This window comes from Oerskovia douganii (assembly GCF_015142735.1).
In the GTDB taxonomy this organism is placed as follows: domain Bacteria; phylum Actinomycetota; class Actinomycetes; order Actinomycetales; family Cellulomonadaceae; genus Oerskovia; species Oerskovia douganii.
The window spans coordinates 25,703-50,252 of sequence record NZ_JACSPN010000022.1 but is presented as its reverse complement, the minus strand read 5'-3'; the positions used below and the strand labels follow the sequence as shown (position 1 = coordinate 50,252).

The window sequence follows — 24,550 nt, the reverse complement described above, 5'->3', positions numbered from 1 at the left end:
GCCCGACGGCGGAGCGCACCTCCCGAACTCCCGTAGGGACCCCACACGGGTTGCGACCGACCCCTATCGACCGCTGGGCCGGACCGAGACTCGTCGCCCGCTCAGGGCCTTTCCGACCTTCGGGGGGCGCGAGGCACGAGTAATGGTCCTGGTACCGACGGGGGCGAAGAGGTAGGAGGAGGACACTGCGCCGATGAGCGCGCACAGGATTGGGAGCAACCACAGCGTGCCGGACCACCGGAACTCCATGCCGGCGTACGCCGCGAAGGCGACGCTGACCGCAACCGCACCAAGGGCTCCGATGGTGACTGCTGGCAGGATGGATCCGAGGCTGCGAAGGACCAAGACCCATCGCAAGAGGACGGGTCTGGCCCCCAACGCTCCCATTATGCGAAGTTGTGGGGCGCTGTCTTCTGCCCATGCGGCAACGAGCAGGAGAACGACGAAGAGCACGAGGGACGACCCGAAGAGCACTGTTCCCCGGACGAACGATTCGAGCGCCTTGACGTACGGTGGGCCGCTCTCGACAAGAACCTCGGTGCCATAGGCGAGATCAGAGGGAAGTTCGGCGCGAATCACGGATTCGTCCAGGGATCCAGTCTGGGGGACAGCGACATAGTGGCCCGTCGGGTCCGTATCCTCGAAGAGACCCCATTCTTGCATCGCCGCCGGAGAGATCAGCAGCGCCGGTAGTCGTGAATGGTTGGCAAATCCATCGACCGCCAACGGGTGGATCTCTCGTCGAAAATCTTCCGAACTCTCGGAATAGCCAGGCGGTGCGACCAGCGCGACAAGGGCCGTGGACCCGGCGAGAAGGAGCCCGTCGCCCTTCTCAAGAGCCTCGCGCTCCGCAGCCGACAGCTCGCGATTCATCAAGGCAGCGGCATCTGCGCTGTCGACGGCTATCGTCGACCGACCGTCCATGATCGACATCGCGTCGATGCACGGGTCGACGCCCTGTTCTCGGGCGCATTCTGTGAACGGGCTGTCGATGTAGACCGGCACGGCCCACCCGGCCTGATCGACAGCAAAGGCAGCGCGTCGGTCCTCGATCAGCCGGACGTTGGCTCCTGCTTCCAGCGCCGAACGCTCGGAGTCCGTGAGGACACGACTCGTACCGAGGACGGCGTCGCCAGCGCGCACTGCCGGCACATAGGACGCGATAGCTCGTTCCTGCGCAACATCGACAGTGACGAGGCTCGCGCAGCTCAAGGCAACGGAGGCGGCGATGGTTACCATTCCAACGAGCCGTACCCCGCGCGATCTACGGCGCATGCGCCGCGCTATCACGGAAGGAAAACCCCCGAAGTGAGAACGTGCTAACTGCTGCGCGCCCACGGGCTTCTCCGGCGCAGACGCCCGGCGTGGGAGTGGAACGGTGCCTGCGCTGACCAACAGGACGACGAGCGATGCCCCTGCGGCGATGACCGCTGTCGACCCCCACGCGATCGCGAGGGGCCCCATGTCCTGGTTCAGCGAGCGGGAGAACCACCAGACGCCCGAGACCGTCACGACATATCCGGCCACGATCCCGACCGCACAACCCAGCACAGCAGAAATCGCGGCATGAATCACCCATACGGCCCGGATTGATCTCACATCGACCCCGACGGACGTGAGGACACCGTTCTGGCGCCGCCGAGCTTGGGCCAGGGAAGCGGTCGCGGCTGCCAGTAGCCCGAACCCGACGAGGGACACCCCACCGAGGAACACGTCGGTATCAACTAGGCTGGTTGCCGCTTGAGGGCTGAACCCCGACGGTGTGACCACAGTGAGACCAAGGCTTCGCAGATAGTGTGCGGCCGTGGCCACATCAGAGCTTTCGATCAACCACCTCGGTGTGCCGACGTCGATCCCGGACTCGATCTGATTCACCTGTTCAGCGGTCACGGACTCTCGCTCAACGAGAAAGAACGGGGAACTCGTGTCTCCTGCGTAGCGAACCTCATCGGTGTAGGTCAGCGAGATCGTTCCACCATCGGACGCGATCTCGACCTCATCGCCAAGCGCCACGTCGAGCTGCGCTGCTGCAGTCGGCGACAGTGCGAGCTGTCCCTCTCCGGCGAGCTGTCGATCGAACTTCACGATGCCTTGCGTGAGTGGGTCGCGGAACGGGACCACTCGGCCGACCAGGGAGTGCGCGCCGCTGTCGCCGGAGAGTGTCGTCTGCACGTCGGTGTCCACGAGAACGCGTTCGATCCCGTTGTCGTGACTTGGTTCAGGGTGGACGATCGATGAGATGTCACCGCCCCCGAAACGTGCCTGGAGGTCGGCGTCGCCCATCGCGATGCTGGCGATCTCCCGTGCCGAGAACTGCGCGGTCGCTCGAACGGAGAGGATGCCCATGGAGGAGGCGACGACGAGCCCCACGACGGTCAGGAGCAGTGCAGTCTGGGGCCAGAGCTTGTAGACGTTGCGCAACCCGAGAGCCACGGGCGTGGAAGCGATCATTGAAGGATGCCATCGTGAAACGTGAGAACCTGGTCCGCGCCGGCCGCCACCAACGGGTCATGAGTGACGACGATGCAGCATTTGCCTGTTGCAGAAAAGTGCTTGAACTGATCGATCACGATCCTCGTGTTCGTCTCATCGAGTGCTCCGGTCGGCTCGTCTGCCAGGACCACGGAATGGGGTCCAGCCAAGGACCGTGCAATGGCGACCCGCTGCTGTTCGCCACCTGAGAGAGTTGCCGGGAACATGTTACGCACGCCGTCGAGACCGAGACGTTCCAGCCATTCGTCAGCCGTGGCGTGCGCGTTCTTGATCCCCGCAAGTCGAAGACCGAAGAGGACGTTCTCCCATGCCGTGAGGGACTCGACAAGATTGAGGTCCTGATGGATGGTGGTCACGGTCGATCGTCGCAATCTCGAACGTTCAGACGCGCTGAGTGTCGCTATTTTGCGTCGTCCGACAAGGATCCTCCCCTGCGTTGGTGACACCTCGCCGAGGATTGCGCGCAGAAGACTGGTCTTGCCGCTTCCGGACGGGCCGACTATTGCGGTCACGCTCCCAGAAGGGAAGACGTGTGTGAAGTCGTGCAGGATTCGGCGCGACACTCTCCCGTGCCCCAGGATCAGGGTCGCGCCATGGAACTCAACGTCGACACGCATGGCGCGACCCCCTCGTCTCTCGGTCTTAGACTTCTGCGAGTTCGTAGGAGAATCCGCGGGCACCGAACAGGCAGTAGCCGCCTGTGGACGACTGGTAGGCGCGAACCCAGGCCGTCTTGGTGTCGGGTGCTGCGGTGCAGTCCATCTTGCCCCGCGCCTTGGTCGTGGTGCCCATGGTCGTGCATGAGATGCGGGGCTTGCTCTGACCGGCACCGTTGGTCAGAGTCTGGCCCGAGCAGTTGGCCCAAAGGCCTGCGGCCTGGGCGGGTGCAACGGACAGCGCGGTTCCGACGAGAACCCCGACCAGAACTGTAGCGAACGTCTTCTTGCGATTCACTGTGCCTCCTGCGAACTGGCCGATATCTTGCGCATTGGCCTGTGGAGACTATAGGGACATTTCGGTCGACGGGCAAGGTAAAGTTTGGATGTTCTCGGATCGTGGGATCGAGTGTGATGAATCGGTGCGGTGAGGTCGCGGCCGGGTCCGGCCCGTATGCCTCGACCGTCGTCGCCAACGTGCGCGCGATGGAGGCAGCGCTCGCGCTGGCCGACCGACTGGACGATACCGCGATCCCCGCCGTGCAGAACGGCCTGCTCTCCGGGCAGCGCGGTTGGGAACAGCACGCAGGTCGATACCGCGACGGGCTGGTCTGGGTGGGGACGAGCAGCATCAGCCCGCGAGGAGCCTCGCACGTCGCGCCTCAGCCCGAGCTGGTCGCGCCTGAGATGAGCGACCTGGTGGACTTCATGCACCGGGACGATCTGCCTGTCCTGGTCCAGGACGCCGTCGTCGACGACCTGGCGGCGCAGATCTCGCAGGCGAAGGAGCAGCTGGGGAGCCTGCGTCCGCAGGCCGCGGCGTGGAAAGTCGTGCCTCACCTGGTCGCCCACCCCGTCGTCAACGCGGCGTTCCTGACCGGCAGGTTGGGGATGAACGCTGTGACCGCGCAACGCGCGTTGGTCCAGCTCTCCGACGCCGGTGTGCTCCACGAACGCACCGGCAAGCAGCGCAACCGCATCTGGCAGCACGACGGCATCCTGGCCGTGCTGGACGTGTTCGCGCAGGGCATCCGACGGCGCTGACCCTCGCCAGGGAGGCGGATGCCAGACGGCGGAGCGCACCTCCTGGGGGAGCGGCGCCGTCGGGCGGGTCGCGTCAGACCACGTCCTCGCGCTGCAGCAGGCGCAGCGTGATCCAGCCGAGCAGGACCGGGACCCAGCATGAGACCACGCGGTAGAGCAGGACCGCGGGCAGGGCGACGGTCGAGGCGATCCCGAAGTTCACGAGCCCGCCCGTGAGCGCGGCCTCGACCACGCCCACGCCGCCCGGGGTCGGAGCCGCGGACGCGAGCGTCTGCCCGACCATGGTCGAGAACGCCGCAGCGATCGGGTCGTTGCCGGCTCCCAGGGCCAGGAGGCAAGCCCACAGGGTCGCGGCCGACGACAGGGTGGTGCCCATCGCCCCCAGGACCGCGAGGCCGAGCCGCCGCGGGTCCTTCGCGAGGCCGCCGAGCTGGCGGAACGCCGGGAGGACGTCGTCCCGCGCGTACCGCTGGACGGTGTGCCGGAACCGTGGCACCACGAGCAGCGTGACGCCCGTGAGGACGACCGCGACCCCGGCCGCGAGCAACGCCCACCGGGCCCAGTCGGGCACGTGCTGCCCGATGCTGCGCCCCGCGACCAGCGCCAGCACCGCCAGGAGCGCGACGTGGACCAGGACCTGCACGATGCTCTGGAGCGCGACCGTGCCGGTCGCGAGCGCGGTGCTCATCCCGGACTTCGACAGGTAGCGCACGTTGAGCGCGAGCGACCCGACGCTCGCCGGGGTCGCCGTGCCCGCGAACGCGTTCGCGAGCTGGACCCGGGTGGTCCGCAGGAACGGCAGGTGCATCGGCGAGCACGCGGCGAGCGAGGCCGCCGCCGCGAAGAAGCCCGTCGCGGCGAGGAGCGCCGCCAGGATCGCCCACGCGGGCTGGGCGTCGCGCAGCGCCTCGCCCATGCGGGGGATCTCGCTGATCTCCGGGATGACGACGTACGTGAGGCCGCCGATGAGCACGAACCACACGAGGACGCGCAGGGCGTGGCTCTGGGGCGACCGGGCCGCCTTCGGGGAGTCGGCGGCGTCGGGTGCCTGCGTGATGACGAGCTCCTTGCCGAGGAGGGGGCGGGCGTCTCGCGACCCTACCGACGTGCGAGGGCTCGCGCACCGGTGTCCCGCTCCACGGTCCGGTAGTCATGCTCCGCGGTCCGGCGGTCCGGCCCGGCTCAGTCGTTCGGCGTGACCTCGGGCAGCGGGTGCGGGCCGTCCTCGGGCACCCAGCCCTTGGGCGGCCGGATGGTCGGGACGTCGCCCACGATCGGCACCGGGCGGCGGTGGAACGGGAACCCGTAGCGGGTCACGAGGCCCGCGAGGGTCGTGAGGCGGTTGCGCGGCCCGATGAGGCTCATGATGTGCACGAACAGCCACGCCAACCACGCGGTCCCGCGGGTCAGTCGGAGCTTCCCGGCGATGTCCGCGACGGCCGCGCGGCGCCCGATGACGGCCATGGTGCCCTTGTCGAGGTACCGGAGCGACGTCGTCGGGCGGCCTTGGACGAGGGCGCGGATGTTGCGCCCTGCGACCTTGCCCGACTGGATCGCGGGCTGGGCGAGCTGGGGCAGGCCTCCGGGCGAGATCGCGACGTCGCCCGCCGCGAAGTGGTCCGGCAGGCCTTCGACCTGCAGGTCGTCGCCCACGCGGATGCGGCCGCCCTCGCCCAGGGGCAGGTTCCAGCGGGCGACCTCCTCGTGCGGGGCGACGCCCGCGGCCCAGATCGTGAGGTCGGAGCGGATGAACGCGCCGTCGGTGAGCTCGACGCCGTCGGGCAGGACCTTCGCGACGCCCGCACCCAGGTGCAGGTCGACGCCGCGCCGCTGGAGCTCGCGCGCCGCGTAGGCGCGGAGCTTGGCCGGGAACGGCTTGATGAGCTCGGTGCCGCGCTGGACGATCTTGACGCTGAACGCGTCGCCGTGGATCTCCGGGTACGCGGGCGCGAGGCCCGCGGTGCGGAGCTCGGCGAGCGCTCCCGCGACCTCGACGCCCGTCGAGCCACCGCCCACGACGACGACGCGCAGGCCGTCGTCCGTCTCGGGTGTGGCTGCGGAGTTCTCGAGGCGGACGAACAGGGTGTCGCGGATCTTGAGCGCCTGGGAGCGCGAGTACATGGCGAACGCGTGCTCCTTGGCGCCGGGCGTCCCGAAGAAGTTGGTCGTGACGCCGTTGGCCAGGACGAGGTAGTCGTAGCGGATCTCCTCGTCGTTGAGCAGGCGCAGGGTCTTGTGCTGGGGGTCGAGGCCCACGAGGTGCTCGTGCACGACGCGCACGTTGCGCTGCCCCAGGCGCAGCGCGCGCAGGAAGTACGTGACGTCGCCGGGGTTCAGGCCGCCCGTGGCCACCTGGTAGAGCAGCGGCTGGAACGTGTTGTAGACGCGGCGGTCGATCAGCGTGACGCGTACGGGGGCTCCGGCGAGCGCCTTGACGGTCGCGAGCCCGGCGAACCCGCCGCCCACGACGACGACGTGGGGGAGCTGCGCCCCGGTGGGTGCGGGGTGCGCGGCGCTGCCGTCGTTCACTGTGTGCCTCTCGATGTGCGGGGTGGGTGCGGTGTCCGAGCGTATGTCGCGCGCGGGGTGGTGGCGAGACGGGTGCTCCGGCCCGAGCCTGGTGGTCCCGCCCCTGACGCGAGGGCCCGTCTGGGGCCGGACCGCCTGTCTCGTGGCGGACGCGTGACGGGAATCACGGGCCCGAGGATCTGGGGTCGTGTGGACAACCTGGCGCACGGGCGCGTAACTTCGAACTGACCGGTCAGTCTAAAAGAGTGACCGGACTCGGAACTCTCGGAGGAACCCCCATGAACCAGCCCGTCGCACGGCACGGCAGCGACGAGGCCACGCACCTCGCGCAGGCCCGGGCGCACGCCAGCAGGCCCGACGACGTCGCGCACCTCCCGCACGGGACCCTCGCCGCCGCGGACATCGCCGACGACCTGACCCTGCGCAGCCCGCTCGGCGGCGAGGTCGCCGAGGTCGCCGAGACCGCAGCACCCGCCGACGGTGCGCCGCACCCGGCCGCGACCCCGCACGCGATCAGCGCCTACGACCTCCAGCTCCACGGCCCCCGCGGCCTCGTCTACGGACCCGTCGACCTCGAGATCCCCGTCGGCGAGGTCGTCGTCGTCCAAGGACCCCAGGGCGCCGGCCGCTCGAGCCTCCTCCTGACCCTCGCGGGCCGCATGGCCCCCGACCACACCCCCGACGGCTGGCTCGTCGTGCTCGGCGAGAACCTCACGGGCCGCCGGGCACGCCGCACCGCGGTCCAGCGCCGCGCAGCGATCGCCGGCTTCCACGGGATCGACGAGCTCGACGACGCCGTCACGGTCGGTGACTCGGTGCGCGAACGCCTCACCTGGCTCGCCCCCTGGTACCGCCGCACGCCCAAGGTCACCCCGGAGGTCTACGAGCGCGTGGCCCGCCCCGTGTTCGGCCCGCGCGAGCTGCCCCCGCTCGACTCGATGGTCTGGGACCTCGACGAGGTCGACGCGATGCTCCTGCGCATCGCGATCGCCATGGCACAGGGCCCCGAGCTCCTCGTGGTCGACGACCTCGACCAGGTCCACGACTCGGACCGCCGCCAGATCGTCTGGGAACGTCTCGAGGCGCTCGCGGCCACGGGTGTGACCGTGATCGGCTCGGTCGCGTCGGCGGGCGAGGTCGGCGCGATGCGCTGGAACCGAGCCCCGCACGTCGTGCGGCTCGCGACCGGCCCCCAGCTCGTCACCACCTGACCCACCACCCGGGCGACGGTCGTCGCCCCGCCCACGCTCCGCCGTCGGGCCCCCTCTCGCACGTACAGAACGGAAAACACCTCTCGTGATGTCCTGGACCTCCACCGGTACGGAGCTGCGGCGCTTCCGCCGCGGCCTCCTGCCCAAGCTCGCCGTGGGCGCGATGATCTTCGTCCCCCTGCTCTACGGAGCCATGTACCTCTGGGCCTTCTGGGACCCGACCGGCAACCTCGACAAGCTGCCCGTCGCGATCGTCAACGCCGACGCCGGCACCGAGGTGGACGGTGAACGGCTGGACGCGGGCGAGGAGGTCACGTCCACCCTGGTCGACTCGGGCGACCTCGAGTGGGCGCGCGTCGACGCGACCGAGGCCGAGAAGGGCGTCAAGGACGGCACGTACTACTTCGCGCTGACCATCCCCGAGGGCTTCTCGGAGGCCGTCGCGAGCGCCGCGGGCGACGACCCGCAGTCCGCACGGCTCATGGTCACGTACAACGACGCCAACTCGTTCCTCGCGACGACCCTGGGCCGCAGCGCCATGACGCAGGTCCAGGGCGCGGTGCGCGAGGAGATCGGCGCGCAGGCCGTCGACAAGGTCCTCGTGGGCCTCGGAAGCGCGCGCGACGGGTTCGCGCAGGCCTCCGACGGCGCGCTCACGCTCACCGCGGCCAGCGGCCGGCTCACCGACGGCGCGACCCAGGTCGCCGACGGCGCCACGACCGCCGCCGACGGCGCGGGCACGCTCGCGGACGGGATCGACCGCCTCGCCGACGGCGCAGGGTCGGCCGTGGCAGGGGCCGGGCAGCTCGCGACCGGTGCGGGCGCGCTCTCCGACGGCGCGTCCTCCGCGAGCGCCGGAGCCTCGCAGCTCGCCGCGGGCGCCGCGACCGCGGCCGACGGCGCCTCCGCCCTCGCCTCCGGTGCCGCCACGACGCAGGCCGGCATGGTCCAGCTCGCCGACGGCTCGCAGCAGCTCGTCGCGGGCTTCACGGCCCCCGACGGCCTCGTCGCCGGGGCGGAGAAGGCCGCCGCAGGTGCCCAGCAGGTCGCCGACGGCGTCACGCAGGTCCAGGGGCAGGTCACCTCGCTCACGGGCAGCGTCCCGACGCTCCGCGCGCTGCTCCAGCAGAACGCCGCCGTGCTCGGCGCCTCCGCCGACCCCCAGGCGCAGGCGCTCGCGGCCGCGAACGAGCAGGCGCTCGGCCAGCTGCCCTCGGACGGCGAGCTCGCGCAGAGCGAGGCCGGTCTCCAGGCGCTCGTCGACGGGTCGCAGCAGGTCGCGGCCGGGCTCCCCGCCCTCTCGGAGGGCGTCAAGGCGGCCTCGGCCGGTGCCCAGCAGATCGATGCCCAGCTCCACCCGGGCTCGGGCACGCAGACCGTGCGCGACGGCGTCGACGGCGTGGCCGCCGGGGCGTCGACCCTGAGCAGCGGGCTCTCGACGCTGCGTTCCGGGGCGTCCGACCTCGCGGCGGGCAACGCGTCGCTCGCGTCCGGCGCGGGCACCCTCGCCGCCGGGACGTCGTCCCTGTACTCGGGCGCGCAGCAGCTCGCCGACGGCGCGCAGTCGGCCGCGACCGGGGCGGGCGCGCTCGCCGACGGCACCCAGACCCTCGCGGACGGTGCCACGCAGGTCGCCGACGGCGGGTCCCAGCTCACCGACGGTGCGCAGACCCTGACCGACAAGCTCGCCGAGGGGTCCGAGGCCATCCCCGACGACGGCACGGCCCTGCGCGAGCAGCGCGCCGACGTCATCGCCGCCCCCGTGACCGTCGCGGACCACGACCTGGCCGAGGCCGAGGGCTTCGGCGAGGGCTTCGCGCCGTTCTTCATCCCGCTCGCCCTGTTCGTGGGTGCGCTCATCACGTGGCTGCTCATGCGGCCGCTGCCCTCGCGGGCTCTCGCGACCCCGGCGTCCGGCCTGCGCACGACGCTCGCCGGGTTCCTGCCCGCGCTGTGCATCGGGTTCGCCCAGGTGGCCGTGATGCTCGCGGTCATCCACTGGGGCGTGGGCCTCGACATGACCCACGCGCTCGGGACGCTCGCGTTCACGACGCTCGTCGCCGCGACGTTCCTCGCGCTCCAGCAGGCGCTCATGGCGCTGCTCGGTCCGGCCGCGGGCAAGGTCGCGATCCTGGCGCTGCTGATGCTCCAGCTCGCGTCCTCGGGCGGCACCTACCCGGTGCAGACCACGCCCGCGTTCTTCCAGGCCATCCACCCGCTGCTGCCCATGAGCTACGCCGTGGACGGGCTGCGCCAGACGATCACGGGCGGGGTCGACGGACGGCTCTGGTTCGCGGTGGTCTACCTCGGCGTGCTGCTGCTAGCGTCGCTGGCGATCAGCGCCTGGCGGGCGGGGCGCATGCGCACCTGGACCCTCGACCGCCTGCACCCGGCGCTCGAGATCTGACGACGAAGAGGCTGGACGAACGATGACGACGACCAAGGCGGACCCGACGGCGGACGGACCGGACGCCGTCGGGCCCCTTGGGCCGGGCGCCACCGCGGAGTCCGGCGCCCCGACCGGGACCCGGCGCGAGCAGGCCTTCGCGGCCCGCCGCGCCGGGACCCGGCAGCAGATCATCGACGCGGCCGTGAGCCTCATCGCCGACCAGGGCTTCACGGCCACGTCCGTCGAGGACATCGCGTCCGCGGCGGGCGTGGCCAAGGGCAGCGTCTACTACAACTTCGGGTCCAAGTCCGACGTGTTCGAGGCCGCGCTCGCGGGCGGCCTCGAACGACTGACCCTCACGCTCTCCGAGGCCCGCGGGGGGCTGCGCGGCAAGGAGGCGCTCGCGGCGCTCATCGCGTCGCTGCTCGAGCAGATCCGCGCCCACCCGGACTTCGCCAAGCTCCTCGCGGCCGAGGTCTTCCGGGTCGGGCGCGAATGGCAGGAGACCGTGGGGCACATCCGCGCACGCGTCATCGAGTTCTACGCGGCCGCGCTGCGCGAGGAACGGCCCGGCGCGGACCTGTCGCTGCTCGCGGCCTCGGTGTTCGGGGCGACGCTCGTCGCAGGGCTCGAGTGGCTCGTGTTCCAGCCCGAGCGCGAGTTCGACGAGGTCCTGGCCGCGGTGCTGGAGCTGATCGCGGGCGTGTAGGGCGGCGGACGGTGCCGGCGGGGGCGCCAGAGTGTTGGTCCCGGTACGAATGTCCACTATCTTCCTCGCAGCGCCACCGTCGGCGCCCTGCGGAGAAGCGAGCGCACATGGCCAGGAAGTTCAACCGACCCCCCAACTGGCCCGTGCCCCCCCAGGGGTGGAAGCCCCCGCGGGGATGGGAACCGGACCCTGCCTGGGGCCCGCCGCCCTCCGGATGGGTCCTGTACACCCGCGCCCCGATGCCTGCCTGGGGGTGGTGGCTGATCGCCCTGGGCGTCGTGCTTCTCCTTGTCCTGTGGTCCGCGGTCGAGAAGGCGTTGGGCCTCGCGCCGCTCACGTGCGAGTCGGCGATCGACGAGGTCGTCGCCATGACGGCCGGCCAGCCGGCGTCCGGGCAGGTCCTTGACATCACCGACGCGTCGTTCCTCGAGGACCGCCAGGACGAGCTCGACGACGGCGTGTTCACGGTTGCCGCCGGCCGCGAGACCGACGAGGTCCTGGTCTGCCGCGGGGCCGGCGAGTGGGGCGACGGGTCCTACGGAGCGATCGAGTTCGGCTACACGGCTGACGCCGCCGGCAACCTCTTCACGTACGTCGCGCCCGTGGGGTGACCCGACACGCCCGGCGGCAGGGCGCTCGCTCCGCCGTCGGGCCGGCACGGCTCAGCCCAGCAGCAGCTTCCAGCAGCCCACACCGATGACCCCCGCGATCAGCGGCGCGGCGACGGGTACCCACGCGTAGCCCCAGTCGGACGGCCCCTTGTGCTGGAGGGGCAGGAGCGCGTGCACGATGCGCGGCCCGAGGTCACGGGCCGGGTTGAGCGCGGGCCCCGTGGGTCCGCCGAGCCCTGCGACGAGCCCCCACACCAGGAAGCCGAGCGCGAGGTGCGCCAGGCCGGGCTCGGTCGTCGTCAGGGGCGAGTTGATGATCGCCAGCGCGCACGAGAACAGGACGACCGAGCCGAGCAGCTCGTTCGCGAAGCCGTTCACGCGGCTGTGCGCGGCGTTGACGGTCGAGAAGGTCGCGAGGACGTCGGCGGAGCTCTCGGTGCGGTCGTAGTACGGCTTGTGGGTCGCGACGATCGCGAGCTGGCCCGCCATGGCCCCGAGCATCTGCGCGACCACGTACGGCGCGACGTCGGCCCACGGGAACATGCCCCACGTCGCGAGCCCGATCGTGAACGCCGGGTTGATGTGGTTCCCGCTGATCCCGCCGAACATCAGGGCCGGGATCATGACGCCGAACCCGTAGCCCATCGCGATGAGGCTCCACCCGCCGCCGTACCCCTTGGACCCCTTGAGGTGCACGTTCGCGACCGTGCCGTTGCCGATGATGATGAGAATCGCCGTGCCGATGAACTCGCACGCGGCGCGCACCGCCAGGGAGTAGTCCGGATCCATGCGCACACCCTGCCAGGGGCGGGGCGCGCGCGGGCCGCACGACACCCCGCGAGACGGGGGCCTGGCGCGCGGCGGGTGGGTCGGGGACACTTGCCGGTCATGGAGGATCTTGCGACGGTCGGGACCACGGTGCACCAGGCCCGACGGCGTCGCCCGCCGCGATCCGTCGGCGCACCCAGGGCGGTGGTCGTCGTGCTGGGCGGGATCCTCGCGGCCTGGGCGCTCGGGGCGTGCACGGCGACGGAGTCCTGCGTGTCCTGGGCGGACTTTCCGGACGACGCGTCGCGGACCGAGCAGGCGACCCTGGTCGTCGATGCGACCGTGGTCGAGCAGGCGGGCACACGATCGATGTTCGGCGACGAGGCGAACGTGTGGGAGGTCGAGGTCGACGCGGTCCTCACGGGGGACGTCGACCCGGGCGAGCGGATCGAGGTCGTCTCGACACCGCCGACGTGCTCGAGCGAGACGTACCCCGAGGGCGACCCGCTCGACGTCGAGGGCGAGGTGCGCCTCTACCTGCAGGATGCCGCGTCCTTCCAGATCCCCGGGTCGGGGACGGGGTGGGCGCTCATCACCCCGTTCGACGGGGTCGGCGAGGTCCCGGAAGTCCCCTGAAAAGGGACGGCGCGGTAAGTATCGTGTTAAGTCGCCGCTTTCCTCTGTCGCGACCAGGCATCTGCCCCTACGCTCGCGTCAACCGAACTCCCCGCAGCGTCGCGTCGAGTGTGCGTCCGCCTGCGTTGGGGGACCAGTGGAGGAGAACGAGTGTGAGAACACGTCCGATCGTCCCGTCCGTCGCCGCGCTGAGCCTGGGGCTCGCCGCGCTGTTCGTCCCGCAGGCCGCAGCCGCGCCGCCTGCGCCACCTGCCCCGCTCGAGGATCGTGTCTCGGGCGCGGCCGTCATGGAGCACCTGGAGCAGTTCCAGGCCATCGCGGAGGCCAACGGCGGCAACCGCGCCCTGGAGACCCCCGGCTACGAGGCGAGCGCCGCGTACGTCGAGCAGGTCCTGACCGACGCCGGGTACACGCCCGAGCGCCAGTACTTCTCGTTCGACGACCAGCGCACCGACGCGCTGTCGCTCACGGCGGGGGGACACGCGGTCACGGAGAACATCTTCCCCGCGGAGTTCGCGCCGGACACGCCTCCTGAGGGCGTCACGGGGCCCGTGGTCCAGCCGGCCGACGCCCTCAAGCAGGGGTGCACGGCCGACGCGTGGGCCGGGGTCGCGGCCACGGGTGGTGTCGCCCTGGTCAGTCGCGGTTCGTGCAACTTCTCGCTGAAGGTCCAGTTCGCGGCCGAGGCGGGTGCCGCGGCCGTCCTGATCTACAACAACACGGCGGGTCCCATCAGCCCGACGCTCGGTGAGCCGAGCGACGTGTGGGTGCCGACGGCCGGCATCACGCAGGCGGACGGTCAGGCCATCATCGCCGGGGTCGCGGGGGGCGAGACCGACGCGACGTACGTGCTCCAGACCTCGACCGTCACGCACACGACGTTCAACATCCTCGCCGAGACCGGCACGGGTCGTGCGGACAACGTCGTGATGCTGGGCGCGCACCTCGACGGGGTGCCGGAGGGGCCGGGCATCAACGACAACGGGTCGGGCTCGGCGGCGATCCTGGAGACCGCGGTCCAGCTCGCGAAGCACGGCGGCCCGCTCGACAACCAGGTGCGGTTCGCCTGGTGGGGGGCCGAGGAGGTGGGCCTCGTCGGGTCGACGCACTACGTCGACGACCTGGTCGCGAACGACCCGACGGCGCTCGACCAGATCGCGACGTACCTGAACTTCGACATGGTCGGCTCGCCGAACTACGTGATCGGGGTCTACGACGCCGACGAGTCCACGTACCCGGCTCCGGTCGAGGTCCCGCCGGGCTCCCCGGAGACGGAGGACGTCTTCACGGACTACTTCGACTCGATCGGGCAGGCGTGGGTCGACTCGGAGTTCTCGGGTCGTTCGGACTACCAGGCGTTCATCGCGAACGGGGTGCCGGCGTCTGGCCTGTTCACGGGGGCCGACGACGTCAAGACCGAGGCCGAGGTCGCGCTGTTCGGCGGCACGGCGGGGATCTGGCAGGACCCCAACTACCACTCGGCGGCCGACGACATCGACAACATCGACCCCGTCGCGCTCGACATCAACGTCAAGGCGATCGCTCACGCGACGGCGTCGCTCGCGGCGGACACGTCGGCGATCAACGGTGTGGTCTCGCCCGTCGACCCCGAGCTGACGGGGCTCAGCGCGACCGCTCGCTGCACGGGCAAGGTGGCCTCGCTCAAGGTCGTCGCGACCAACGGTGAGGACCGGCCGCTCGACGTGCTGGTCACGACGCCGTTCGGGACCAAGACGTTCAACCACGTCAACCCGGGCAAGATCGCGCACCAGACGTTCAGCGCCCGGTCGGGCACGCTGCCCGCAGGCAGCGTGACGGTCAGGGCGTGGGACGACGCGGGGTCGCAGGAGACGTACACGCTGGACTACGCGGCCCTCACCTGCTGATCTCGTGAGACCGAGGGACCCTGTCCCGGTGGTCCCGCACGACGGCGCCCCCTCCTCCGGTGAGACTCTCGCCGGGGGAGGGGGCGCCGTCGTGCACGGGACGGTCAGGACGGCGGGGCCCGGTCGCCCTCCGCGGCCGCGGCCGCCTCGCGCGCCGCGACGTTGCGCTTCGACAGGAGCGAGTTCCGGTACCCGAACGACGCGTAGATCACGAGCCCGATCACGACCCACACGAGGAACCGCAGCCACGTGAGCGTCGTCAGGTTCGTCATGAGCCACAGGCACGCGACACCCGAGACGATGGGCAGCACGGGCGACCACGGGACGCGGAAGCCGCGCGCGATGTCGGGGCGGGTGCGACGCAGGATCGGGATGCCGAAGCTGACCAGCACGAACGCCGACAGGGTCCCGATGTTGATCATCTCCTCGAGCAGCTCGACCTGCGCGAGGCCCGCGATGAGCGCCACCACGACCCCCATGCCGACCTGGAGCCGCACCGGGGTGTGGAACCGCGGGGACGTCCGGGAGACGCCGCGCGGCAGCAGGCCGTCGCGGCTCATCGAGAACATGACGCGGGTGAGCCCCAGGAGCAGGACCATGATCACGGTCGTCAGGCCCAGGAGGATGCCGACCGAGATGACCTTCCCGGCCCAGTCCGCGCCGACCAGGATGAACGCCGTGGTGAGCGACGGGTCCTCGGAGGCCGCGAGGTCCGTGTAGGGGACCATGCCCGTGACGACGAGCGTCACCAGGATGTACAGGACCGTGACGACCGCGAGCCCGCCGAGGATGCCGCGGGGGATGGTGCGCTGCGGGTCCTTGGCCTCCTCGGCGGTGGTCGCGACGACGTCGAACCCGATGAACGCGAAGAACACGAGCGCCGCGCCCGCGAGCAGCCCCATGACGCCGTACGTCGTGGGTTCGAGGCCCGTGAGGAAGCCGAACAGCGGCTGCTCGAGCGCCGACTTCTCCGGCGCGGGCTGCGACGGCGGGATGAACGGCGTGTAGTTCTCGGCCTTGACGTAGAAGAAGCCGACGACGATCACGAACAGCGTGATCGCGACCTTGATGATCGTGAACACGCTGTTGATGCGGCTGCTGAGCTTGGTCCCGATCGCGAGGAGCGTCGTGAACACCCCGACGATGAACACCGGTCCCCACTCGAGGTCCACGGGCCCGATCGGGATGGTCAGCGGCAGGTCGACGCCGAACAGCCCGAACGCGTCCGACAGGTAGATGCCCCAGAACTTCGCGATCACGGCCGACGCGAGCAGCATCTCCAGGATCAGGTCCCACCCGATGATCCACGCGACGAGCTCGCCCATGGTCGCGTAGGAGAACGTGTACGCGGACCCGGCGACCGGCAGCGCCGACGCGAACTCGGCGTAGCACATGACGGCCAGCGCGCACACGATCGAGGCGATGACGAACGAGATGATGACGGACGGCCCGGCGAAGTTCGCGGCGGCCGTCGCACCGACCGAGAAGATGCCCGCCCCGACCGCGACCGCGACCCCCATGACGGCGAGGTCCCAGGCGGTGAGGTCGCGCTTGAGCGAACGTTCCGGGTCGTCGAGCGATGCGAGGGACTCCTCGACGGACTTGAGTCGTAGAACACCTTTGGCCATCGGCCCAGTCTGTCCGGCGTGCCGACTTCACGCGCGCCGGGGCGACTGCCCGACGGCGCGGCCCGGGTCCGCGGGGTGCCGTCGCCCGGCCGGGTCCCGCGCGGGGCGACGGGAACCACCCGCCCGGTGCGGCGCCGTCGGGCCGGGGGACCGCGCCGACCTGGGAGAATCTTCCGGTGACCCCAGCACTCCCCGCCCCTGCCCGTCCCGGCGCGACCGGTGAGCTCCTCGCCGTGTGCCGCGTGCACGTCCTGCTGCCCGACGCGGGCACGGTCGGCGTGACCGCGATCGACAAGCGACCCGTCGAGGGGCCCGTCAAGGTGCGCCCGCTGGGCCTGTACGCCGACGTCCAGGCCGACCGTGCGCACCACGGCGGCGAGGAGCAGGCCGTGTACGCGTACTCGCAGGAGGACGCCGACCACTGGTCGGCCGAGCTCGGCTACGAGGTCGTGCCCGGCCTGTTCGGCGAGAACTTCCGCACGCGCGGGGTCGCGGCGAGCGGGGCGCTGATCGGTGAGCGCTGGCAGGTCGGGAGCGCTGTCCTGGAGGTCACGCAGCCGCGGACGCCGTGCGCGACGTTCGCGCGCCGCCTGGGCGAGGACCGCTGGGTCAAGCGCTTCACCGACGCGAACCGCACGGGTGCCTACCTGCGGGTCGTGACGCCGGGCGAGGTGCAGGCCGGGGACACGGTCGAGGTCGTGCGCTCGCCCTCGCACGGCGTGAGCATCGCGGACTGGTTCGGGTCACGGGCGGCCGGGACGGCGGCCGACCTCGCGGCGCGGCTGCTCGCGTCGCAGGAGGCGGGCGAGGTCCGGCTCTCGGCGGAGATGCTCGAGCGCGCCGAGCGGGCGGTCCGCTGACCCCTCGCCGGGTGCGGGGCGAGAGGCCGCCGCGGGGCGGGGCGGCTCAGGCGCGCTGCGGCTCGTTCGGGGGCCACTCGCCGTCGTCCGAGCCGTCGTCGGCCGCGAACAGCAGCTCGTGGAGCCGGACCTGGACCTCCTCGACGCGCGGGACGTCGGGCAGCGTCATGCCGGGCTTGGCGGTCGCGTCCGAGATGATGAGCGTCCCGCAGCCGAACAGGCGGTCGACGAGGTCCTTCTCGTACGTCACGTCGTTGATGCGGTAGAGCGGGATGTCGCGGCCCGTGCGCGTGAGGATGCCCGTGCGCGTCGAGATGCGCTTGGTCGTCACGGTGTAGCTGGTGGTCAGCCAGCGCAGGTGCGGCACGACGACCCAGACGACCGCCGCGACCGCTGCGACGCCGAGCGTCCCCCACAGGATCACCGGGTGCTCGGGCGAGAACCAGAGGATGGCCGTCGCGGCGGCGACGATCAGCACCAGGACGAGGACCGGCAGGAACAGGGCCTTGGGGTGGGTCCGCAGCTCCATGACGACGCTCTCGCCCTCGGCGAGGTTCTTGTTGACGCTCATGGGGAGCATCGTGCCACCTCGGGCGAGTCCTCCGGGACGGCGGTCCGGGGGCGGCCCGGGCGTCCACGCCCGGGGGAGCGGTGCTGAGAGAGGTGCTCCCCGACCAGGGTCCAGGGCGCGATCGCGAGCGGGGCGAGCCCGTACCGCTCGTAGAGCCGCACGTGGTTCGCCGACGCGGCCTGCACCACGACCGTCTCGCCCAGGGGCACGGTCGCGCGCACGTGGGCCGCGACGACCGCGAGGCCGCCGTGCGGCAGGCGTGAGGTCACCGAGTCGACGGTCCAGCGGGTGGACCTGACCGTCGCGAGGTCGGCGGCGGCCTGTTCCGTGCCGAGCCGTCGCCGCGCCTCGGCACCCACGGCCCAGATCCGGGCGAGGATCGGCGTCAGCAGCGCGAGGGCCGTCAGGAGGCTGGTCACGAGCCAGGCGCCCAGGCAGCCCAGCACCACCCAGGTCATGGCGGGTGCCCACCAGACGAGCACCTCGGGGAGGAGCAGGATCGCGAACACGGCGACCTCCAGGCCGACGACGGCGACGACGATGCGTCCGGCGATCGCCACCTGGGCGCCGAAGGAACGGCGTCCGACCCGTGCGACGACGAGACGGTCGTGATGCCTCATGCCGGGCAGCACCAGGACGGTCGCACACCAGTAGAGCCAGGTCGCGGCGGACAGCAGGCGGGCACGGCGCCCGCCGTCCCGGGCACGTGGAGCGAATCCGACCGCTAGGGTCCAGGCCACGCCGGGGACGTCGCGGAGCCTGACCTTCGACAGGGGCGTCGTCCCGACGCGGGGTGCGGTCGTCGTCACCCGCACACGGTAGTGGCCCGGCGAACGGGGACGTGCTCAGCCCGTCGGCTGGTTCCACCCCTCCAGGGTGCGCAGGCCGTGCCCGTGCCCGAGCACGCTGATGCTCGCGGTCCCCAGCTCGAACCGGGCGGCCGCGTCGGGTTCCATCTCGAGCCACACGGCCGTGAGCACGCGCAGCAGGTGGCCGTGCGCGACGAGCAGCACGTCGCCCCCGTCGCGCAGCACGGGTTCGACGCGCTCGACGACGGCGCGCGCCCGGGCGGCGACCTCGTCGAGCGTCTCGCCGTGGCGTCCGCCGGCGTCGCCCGGGGCCGCGGCGCGGGGACCGACGTGCACGCCGTCGCGGAAGATCAGCCAGTCCCGCCCGATCTCCCGGCTCACGTCGTCGGCCGTGCGCCCCTCGACGGGGCCGTAGTCCCACTCGGCGAGGTGGGGGTCGGTGACCGCGTCGGCGTGCCCGGCGAGCTCGGCGGTCCGCCGGGCGCGGAGCAGGGGGCTGCACAGGGTGAGCGCGAAGTCGCGTCCGGCGAGGGTCCGCCCGGCGGCCCGCGCCTGGTCCTCACCGAGCGCCGTGAGCGGGATGTCGCTCGTGCCGGTGTGCCGGCCGGTACGGCTCCACTCGGTCTCGCCGTGCCGCAGGAGCACGAGCTGGGGGTCGGGCATGGTGGCCTCCGTGGTGGGCGTGGTCCTCCGAGCATCTCCCAGGCCCGACGGCGGAGCACGCGCAGGGTACCGGGTCTCGCCGAGGGGAGGGGGGAGCGGCGACTGTGATCCTGTCGGGGGTCGTCTCGGGGCGGGGTATGGCTCTAGGCTCGTCCGTCATGACCACCTACTCGATCCTGACGGCGACCGCTGCGCTGCGAGGCGAACCGTTCGAGGCCGAGAGCGACGAGGCGGCGCTCGACGTCGTCCGGTCTCGCAAGCGGAGCGGGAACCTGCCGCTCACGTCGTTCTCGTTGCAGACCTCGGACGACCGCACGGTGGCGTCGTGGACCGGGTCGCACGAGGTGGTCTGAGCCGCTCTCAGGCGACGCCGTCGATCCCGACGATCGACAGGAACACCACGAGCGAGCCGAGCAGCACGGCGGCGATCCCTGCCGAGACGAGCAGGACGGTGCGGGGACGGACGGGCATGAGGCTCCTGCCGGTGCGGGGTCACGCCCGGGGGGCGTGGCGGACCCGACCATCGTAGGCAGCCCGCGCGGAGGCGACCGCCGCGCCCGGACGGGCCGACGAGGACCGGCCCCCTTGCCCGGGGGCCCGGGCGGGCGGAGGCCGTCCTGCCCTCGCCCGCCCGGCGCGCCGGTGGGTCAGGCCTCGGTGGACGCGAGGTCCTCGGCGTGGGCTGCGCGCCGTGCGAGCGTCCCGTCGCGCCACGTGAGGTAGCCGCCGTCGAGGTTGCGCACGTCGTAGCCGAGCTGGGTGAGCAGGCGCGCGGCGGTGTGCCCGCGCTGCCCCACCTGGCAGTGCACGACGACGGGTGCCCCGGCCGGGATCTCGGCAGCGGCTCGTTCGCGCAGCTCGTCGAGCGGGACGTTGAGCGCGGGGCGCGTGCCCGTCTCGGCGAGAGCGTCGTCACGGCCGACCTCGACCGTCCCGCGCGCGTGCTCGCCCGGCGTGCGGACGTCGACGACGGTCGCGCCCTGCGCGACGAGGTCGTCGAGCTCGTGCCACTGGACGCTGCGGGTCTCGCCCGTGCGCAGGTTGTCGGCGACGTACCCGAGCATGTTGACGGGGTCCTTGGCCGAGCCGTACGCGGGGGCGTACGCGAGCTCGAGGTCGGCGAGGTCGGAGGCCGTGAGGCCGCCTGCGACGGCGGTGGCGATCACGTCGATGCGCTTGTCGACGCCGTCGCGGCCGACGCCCTGCGCCCCGAGGACCTGGTCGGTCTCGGGGTCGACGAGGATCTTGAGCGCCATCTGGGTCGCGCCGGGGTAGTAGCCCGCGTGCTGGGCGGGGTGCGTGTGGATGGCCCGGTAGGGCCGTCCCTCGGCGCGCAGGCGCTTCTCGCTGCGTCCGACGCTCGCGGCCGTCAGCCCGAACACCCCGACGACGGCGGTCCCCATCGAGGGCCGCATGCCGCTGCGGCGACCCAGGATCACGTCGGCGACGTGCCGCCCGTGCCGGTTGGCGAGGTTCGCGAGGGGGATCAGGGTCGTCGGCTCGGGGCCCGCCGACCCGGCACCGGCGGTGTCGTGGGGCGCGAGGGCGTCGCGCTTGGTCGCGGCGTCGCCCACGGCGAACACGTCGGGGACGGTCGTGCGCAGGTCCTCGTCGACGACGATGCCACCGCGGGGGTCGATCCGTGCGCCGGCGAGGACCGCGAGCTCGACGTCGGGGCGGACGCCGATCGCGGCGACCACGAGGTCGGCCGGGACGGTCCCGCGCGGGGAGCCGTCGGGGGTCGCCAGGTCGGCCGTGTCCGGACCGAGCGCGCTGACCTGGGTCGAGGTGCGGACGTGGACGCCGTGGGCCTCGAGCTCCTGGCGGACGCGGATCGCCATCTCGGGGTCGAGCGGGGCGAGGACCTGGTCGCCGAGCTCGACGAGGGTCACGTCGAGTCCGCGGTGGACGAGGTTCTCGGCGACCTCGACGCCGACGAACCCGGCGCCGATCACGACGGCCGAACGGGCGGGTGCGTGGGCTGCTCCCGTCGTCGAGCCGGCCGTGCCGTCGATCGCGGCGACGATCCGGTCGACGTCGGACACGTCGCGCAGCACGAGGGCGCGGTCCATGCCGGGGGCGGGCGGGACGACCGGTCGGGCGCCGGGGCTCAGCACGAGGCGGTCGTAGGTCTCGACGGTCTCCTGGCCGGTCGTGAGGTCACGGACCGTGACGGTGTGGGCCGAGGCGTCGACGCCGGTCACGCGGTGGCGGACGCGGACGTCGATGCGGAAGCGGGCGGCGAGCGACTCCGGGGTCTGGAGCAGGAGCGCGTCGCGGTCCTCGATGACTCCGCCCGCGTAGTAGGGCAGGCCGCAGTTGGCGAACGAGACGTGCTCTCCGGCGTCGAGGACGACGATCTGGGCGTCCTCCGACAGGCGGCGCAGGCGGGTGGCGGCGGACATGCCGGCCGCGACGCCTCCGACGATGACGATCTTCATGCTTTCCTCCTGGGGTTCGGGAAGCAGCATACCCCCGGGGGTATAGTGGAATCACATCCACCAAGGAGGACGAGCGTGTGCAGAGCTGTGACCTGCAAGAAGTGCGGAAAGACGACGTGGGCCGGCTGCGGCCAGCACGTCGACCAGGTCATGCGGGGAGTCCCCCGCACCGACCGCTGCGAGGGCCACGCGGCAGAGCCCAAGGCACCCGCGGCCGGTGGCTTCCTGTCGCGCCTGTTCAAGCGCTGACCCGCCCCACCACCCGCCCGCGGCCTGCGCGCCGCACCCACCCGACCTGAGGAGAACCACCATGTGCAGCCCCGCCCGCTGCGGCACCTGCCGCAAGATCACCTGGACCGGCTGCGGCCTGCACGCCGAGGAGGTCCTCGCCGAGTTCGAGCCCTCCGAGCGCTGCACCTGCCCATGACCCCGGTCCCGCTGCCCGTGCGGACCCGGCGCCCGGCCCGGGCGACGTGGGGACGGCGTCGGCTCGTCGTCGGCGCCGTCCTCGTCCCGGGCCTGCTCGCGCTGCTCGTGCAGGCGGGCGGCGGCTGGACGGCCGCCGTCACGCCCGCATGGCTGGGACTCGTCGTCGCGGTGGCCGTGACCGGGGCGCTCACGCTCGCGAGCTACGTCCCTGCGAGCGGCGAGACCTGGCGGGATACCCTCGGGTGCTCGCCGTGCGCGGTCGTCTCGGGCGGCACCGTCCTCGCGGCGGCGTTCCTGCTGGGCCAGGCGCCGCACCAGGTCGGGATGGTGTTGCCCGCGCTGGCCGTCGTCCTGTTCGGGCTGGTGCAGCGCACGAGCAGCACCCGCGACGTGTGCATGCGATGAGAGGAAGAGTCATGGAGCTCGACAAGGACGAGATGAAGAAGGTCTCGAACCGGCTCAAGCGCGCCCAGGGGCAGCTCGCCGCGGTCGTGCGGATGGTCGACGAGGGCGGTGACTGCGCCGACCTCGTGATGCAGCTCTCCGCGGTGTCCAAGGCGCTCGACCGTGCCGGGTTCGCGATCATCGCGTCGGGCATGAAGCAGTGCCTCACGGACGACGAGAACGGCCCGGCCGACGTCCAGAAGCTCGAGAAGCTCTTCCTGTCGCTGACCTAGTGCGAGGGCATCTCGAGGCAGCCGCCGTCGGCGATCGGGCCGCCTGACTCCAGGGCGAGCGCGCCCGGCCGGACGTCTCCGAACACGCACCCGCCCGGGACGCTCACGCCGATCCCGAAAGCGGTCGCGCCGTCTCCCCAGACGTCCGTGTCGCCCGTGGTCTGGACCGTCGTGAAGCCGGCAGCGGTCAGGGCGTCGACGACGTCCTGCGAGCGGAACGTCGCGCCCGACCCGGTCAGCGCGGTCAGCGCCGCCTCGACCGCCGGGACCGAGCGCGCCGCGAGAGCCGCGTCCTGCGGGCTGGAGCTCCGTTGCCGGTACGCGTCGTTCGAGCGCATGAGCGCCTCGGGGTCGTACGGCAGGCAGCCGGTCGGCATGTCGTCGTCGGTCGCCGGGCAGGCTCCGGTCGGAGACGGCGAGACGGTCGGGGAGGCCGAGGACCGGTTCGGCGAGCGGTCGACCCCGGCGTCCAGCTGCAGCCCGACCGCGCCCAGCACGAGGACCGCCCCGAGCGTGCCGACCGCCAGGATCGTGACCAGGCCCCCGAGCACCCAGCGTCCCGCGCTCACGAGGCCACGACGAGACGGGTGATCGCGGCGACCGCCTCGTCGTCCCAGGTCGCGCTCGGAGAGTCCGTGCGGGTCATGACGACGAGTGTCGTCGGCTCGACGGCGGGCCGCCACAGGACGCCCGCGTCGTTGACGACGCCGTAGCCTCCTGCGCCGGTCTTGTCCGCGAGCTCGTAGGTGCCGTCGAGTCCGGCGCGGAACCGCTTGCCGGACGTGGTGCTCCGCAGCATCCAGTCCCCGAGCCGTGCCGCGGTCAGGGCGCCGGCCCTGCGCTCGAGCAGCAGTGCGCCGTAGATGCGCGCGACGTCGTCCGGCGTCGAGGTGTCGCGGTCGTCTCCCGGCGTCGCCTCGTTGAGCTGGGGCTCGATCCGGTCGAGGCGCGTCGCGCGCGCGCCGAGCGAGGCGGCGAAGCTCGTGACGGCCGTCGGGCCGCCGATCTCCCGCAGCAGGAGGTTGCCCGCGGTGTTGTCGCTGAAGCGGAGCGCGGCGTCGGCGAGCTGCGTGGGGGTCATGCGCCACGTCGTCGTCGCGGACGTCACGGGAGAGTTCTCCACGACGTCCTCCGGGCCGAACGCGATCTCGCGCGCCCAGTACGCGTCGTCGTAGGCCCTGTCTGCGAGCAGCGCCCCCACTGCGAGCGGCTTGAACAGCGAGCACATCGGGAAGCGCTCGCCCGCACGGTAGCCATAGTCCGCCCGGCCGCCGCCACGCACGCTCACCCCGACCGTGAGCGCCCGCGACCGTTCGAGGTCGCGCAGGGCCTCGTCGAGGTCGGGTCGTGCGGCGGTCGGCGCTGACCCGGAGGCCGTGGCGGCGACCACGGGGTCCGTGTCCTGCGGGGAGCAGGCGGCCGTGAGCCCCGCAGCGGCGAGCAGGGCGAGGACGGATCGGCGGGAGACCAGCGGGGCGGTCGCGTCTCGAGGAGTCATGCCACGAGTCTCGGAGCGGTGATCGATGCAGACAAAGCACGA

Annotated in this window: 25 protein-coding genes; 12 read left to right on the top strand and 13 right to left on the bottom strand. The window is 72.0% G+C overall.

From position 1 onward, the window contains the following. Nucleotides 1-63: 63 nt before the first annotated feature. Genes H9623_RS15205 through H9623_RS15195 form a run of 3 tightly spaced genes read right to left on the bottom strand, consistent with a single transcriptional unit; the run spans nt 64 to nt 3,447 of the window. Nucleotides 64-2,451, bottom strand: coding sequence for an FtsX-like permease family protein (locus H9623_RS15205; RefSeq protein WP_193720869.1), 2,388 nt, complete (start codon nt 2,449-2,451; stop codon nt 64-66). Then, nucleotides 2,448-3,110: an ABC transporter ATP-binding protein gene (locus tag H9623_RS15200; RefSeq protein ID WP_193720868.1), complete on the bottom strand. Its 663-nt coding sequence runs from the start codon at nt 3,108-3,110 to the stop codon at nt 2,448-2,450. Before H9623_RS15200 ends, H9623_RS15205 begins: the two co-directional genes overlap by 4 nt. Nucleotides 3,111-3,135: 25 nt before the next feature. Further along, entirely contained in the window at nt 3,136-3,447 is a 312-nt protein-coding gene (locus H9623_RS15195; RefSeq protein WP_193720867.1) for a hypothetical protein, read from the bottom strand. Between the two features lie 188 nt (nt 3,448-3,635). Between H9623_RS15195 and H9623_RS15190 the strand changes: the two genes are divergently transcribed. Next, nucleotides 3,636-4,193 (top strand): Fic family protein, encoded by a 558-nt coding sequence (locus tag H9623_RS15190; protein WP_193720866.1) that lies wholly within the window; start codon nt 3,636-3,638, stop codon nt 4,191-4,193. A 73-nt stretch (nt 4,194-4,266) separates the two neighbouring features. Here the strand turns inward: H9623_RS15190 and H9623_RS15185 are convergent, their stop codons facing one another. After that, complete coding sequence (locus H9623_RS15185; RefSeq protein WP_193720865.1) at nt 4,267-5,175, bottom strand: lysylphosphatidylglycerol synthase transmembrane domain-containing protein; 909 nt, start codon at nt 5,173-5,175, stop codon at nt 4,267-4,269. Nucleotides 5,176-5,375: 200 nt separating this feature from the next. Continuing rightward, a complete protein-coding gene (locus tag H9623_RS15180; RefSeq protein ID WP_193720864.1) occupies nt 5,376-6,722 on the bottom strand; it encodes an NAD(P)/FAD-dependent oxidoreductase in 1,347 nt (448 codons plus the stop codon). Nucleotides 6,723-7,000: 278 nt separating this feature from the next. Between H9623_RS15180 and H9623_RS15175 the strand changes: the two genes are divergently transcribed. The 4 genes from H9623_RS15175 to H9623_RS15160 all read left to right on the top strand — a co-directional run bounded on the left by H9623_RS15175 (nt 7,001) and on the right by H9623_RS15160 (nt 11,642). Next, nucleotides 7,001-7,933 (top strand): ATP-binding cassette domain-containing protein, encoded by a 933-nt coding sequence (locus H9623_RS15175; RefSeq protein WP_193720863.1) that lies wholly within the window; start codon nt 7,001-7,003, stop codon nt 7,931-7,933. A gap of 88 nt (nt 7,934-8,021) precedes the next feature. Next, on the top strand, nt 8,022-10,340 hold the full coding sequence (locus tag H9623_RS15170) for a YhgE/Pip family protein (protein ID WP_193720862.1): 2,319 nt from the start codon (nt 8,022-8,024) through the stop codon (nt 10,338-10,340). A gap of 22 nt (nt 10,341-10,362) precedes the next feature. Continuing rightward, nucleotides 10,363-11,031 (top strand): TetR/AcrR family transcriptional regulator, encoded by a 669-nt coding sequence (locus H9623_RS15165; protein WP_193720861.1) that lies wholly within the window; start codon nt 10,363-10,365, stop codon nt 11,029-11,031. Nucleotides 11,032-11,270: 239 nt separating this feature from the next. Further along, nucleotides 11,271-11,642: a hypothetical protein gene (locus H9623_RS15160; RefSeq protein ID WP_193720860.1), complete on the top strand. Its 372-nt coding sequence runs from the start codon at nt 11,271-11,273 to the stop codon at nt 11,640-11,642. A 51-nt stretch (nt 11,643-11,693) separates the two neighbouring features. On the opposite strand, the gene H9623_RS15155 is transcribed toward H9623_RS15160, so the two are convergent. Next, nucleotides 11,694-12,431 (bottom strand): MIP/aquaporin family protein, encoded by a 738-nt coding sequence (locus H9623_RS15155; RefSeq protein WP_193720859.1) that lies wholly within the window; start codon nt 12,429-12,431, stop codon nt 11,694-11,696. 99 nt (nt 12,432-12,530) lie between these two features. Here H9623_RS15155 and H9623_RS15150 point away from each other — a divergent pair, with 99 nt between their 5' ends. Both H9623_RS15150 and H9623_RS15145 read left to right on the top strand, forming a co-directional pair. Then, nucleotides 12,531-13,046 (top strand): hypothetical protein, encoded by a 516-nt coding sequence (locus H9623_RS15150; protein WP_193720858.1) that lies wholly within the window; start codon nt 12,531-12,533, stop codon nt 13,044-13,046. A gap of 152 nt (nt 13,047-13,198) precedes the next feature. Beyond that, nucleotides 13,199-14,932 carry a M20/M25/M40 family metallo-hydrolase gene (locus H9623_RS15145; protein ID WP_321575473.1) on the top strand — a complete coding sequence of 578 codons (1,734 nt, stop codon included), beginning with the start codon at nt 13,199-13,201 and terminating at the stop codon, nt 14,930-14,932. A 104-nt stretch (nt 14,933-15,036) separates the two neighbouring features. Here H9623_RS15145 and H9623_RS15140 read toward each other — a convergent pair whose 3' ends face one another. After that, entirely contained in the window at nt 15,037-16,560 is a 1,524-nt protein-coding gene (locus H9623_RS15140) for an APC family permease (protein WP_193720857.1), read from the bottom strand. 176 nt (nt 16,561-16,736) lie between these two features. Here H9623_RS15140 and H9623_RS15135 point away from each other — a divergent pair, with 176 nt between their 5' ends. Next, nucleotides 16,737-17,420 (top strand): MOSC domain-containing protein, encoded by a 684-nt coding sequence (locus H9623_RS15135; protein WP_193720856.1) that lies wholly within the window; start codon nt 16,737-16,739, stop codon nt 17,418-17,420. Nucleotides 17,421-17,466: 46 nt separating this feature from the next. Here the strand turns inward: H9623_RS15135 and H9623_RS15130 are convergent, their stop codons facing one another. Genes H9623_RS15130 through H9623_RS15120 form a run of 3 tightly spaced genes read right to left on the bottom strand, consistent with a single transcriptional unit; the run spans nt 17,467 to nt 19,463 of the window. Continuing rightward, nucleotides 17,467-17,991, bottom strand: a complete 525-nt coding sequence (locus tag H9623_RS15130) for a PH domain-containing protein (protein WP_193720855.1) — start codon at nt 17,989-17,991, stop codon at nt 17,467-17,469. Further along, nucleotides 17,988-18,800 carry a hypothetical protein gene (locus H9623_RS15125; RefSeq protein WP_193720854.1) on the bottom strand — a complete coding sequence of 271 codons (813 nt, stop codon included), beginning with the start codon at nt 18,798-18,800 and terminating at the stop codon, nt 17,988-17,990. Before H9623_RS15125 ends, H9623_RS15130 begins: the two co-directional genes overlap by 4 nt. Nucleotides 18,801-18,836: 36 nt before the next feature. Then, nucleotides 18,837-19,463: a histidine phosphatase family protein gene (locus H9623_RS15120; protein WP_193720853.1), complete on the bottom strand. Its 627-nt coding sequence runs from the start codon at nt 19,461-19,463 to the stop codon at nt 18,837-18,839. Nucleotides 19,464-19,621: 158 nt separating this feature from the next. On the opposite strand from H9623_RS15120, the gene H9623_RS15115 reads away from it, so the two are divergent. Next, complete coding sequence (locus tag H9623_RS15115) at nt 19,622-19,816, top strand: hypothetical protein (protein ID WP_193720852.1); 195 nt, start codon at nt 19,622-19,624, stop codon at nt 19,814-19,816. 294 nt (nt 19,817-20,110) lie between these two features. On the opposite strand, the gene H9623_RS15110 is transcribed toward H9623_RS15115, so the two are convergent. After that, nucleotides 20,111-21,904, bottom strand: a complete 1,794-nt coding sequence (locus tag H9623_RS15110; protein WP_193720851.1) for an FAD-dependent oxidoreductase — start codon at nt 21,902-21,904, stop codon at nt 20,111-20,113. Nucleotides 21,905-21,979: 75 nt separating this feature from the next. Here H9623_RS15110 and H9623_RS15105 point away from each other — a divergent pair, with 75 nt between their 5' ends. The 3 genes from H9623_RS15105 to H9623_RS15095 all read left to right on the top strand — a co-directional run bounded on the left by H9623_RS15105 (nt 21,980) and on the right by H9623_RS15095 (nt 23,010). Further along, nucleotides 21,980-22,153: a hypothetical protein gene (locus H9623_RS15105; protein WP_193720850.1), complete on the top strand. Its 174-nt coding sequence runs from the start codon at nt 21,980-21,982 to the stop codon at nt 22,151-22,153. A gap of 174 nt (nt 22,154-22,327) precedes the next feature. Further along, nucleotides 22,328-22,738: a hypothetical protein gene (locus tag H9623_RS15100; RefSeq protein ID WP_193720849.1), complete on the top strand. Its 411-nt coding sequence runs from the start codon at nt 22,328-22,330 to the stop codon at nt 22,736-22,738. An 11-nt stretch (nt 22,739-22,749) separates the two neighbouring features. Next, nucleotides 22,750-23,010, top strand: coding sequence for a metal-sensitive transcriptional regulator (locus tag H9623_RS15095; protein ID WP_056652920.1), 261 nt, complete (start codon nt 22,750-22,752; stop codon nt 23,008-23,010). Here H9623_RS15095 and H9623_RS15090 read toward each other — a convergent pair. Both H9623_RS15090 and bla read right to left on the bottom strand, forming a co-directional pair. Next, entirely contained in the window at nt 23,007-23,579 is a 573-nt protein-coding gene (locus H9623_RS15090) for a DUF6993 domain-containing protein (RefSeq protein ID WP_193720848.1), read from the bottom strand. The two genes, H9623_RS15095 and H9623_RS15090, sit on opposite strands and share 4 nt — an antisense overlap. Beyond that, complete coding sequence (gene bla / locus H9623_RS15085) at nt 23,576-24,508, bottom strand: class A beta-lactamase (protein WP_193720847.1); 933 nt, start codon at nt 24,506-24,508, stop codon at nt 23,576-23,578. The genes H9623_RS15090 and bla overlap by 4 nt, the downstream gene beginning before the upstream one ends. Nucleotides 24,509-24,550: the final 42 nt, after the last annotated feature.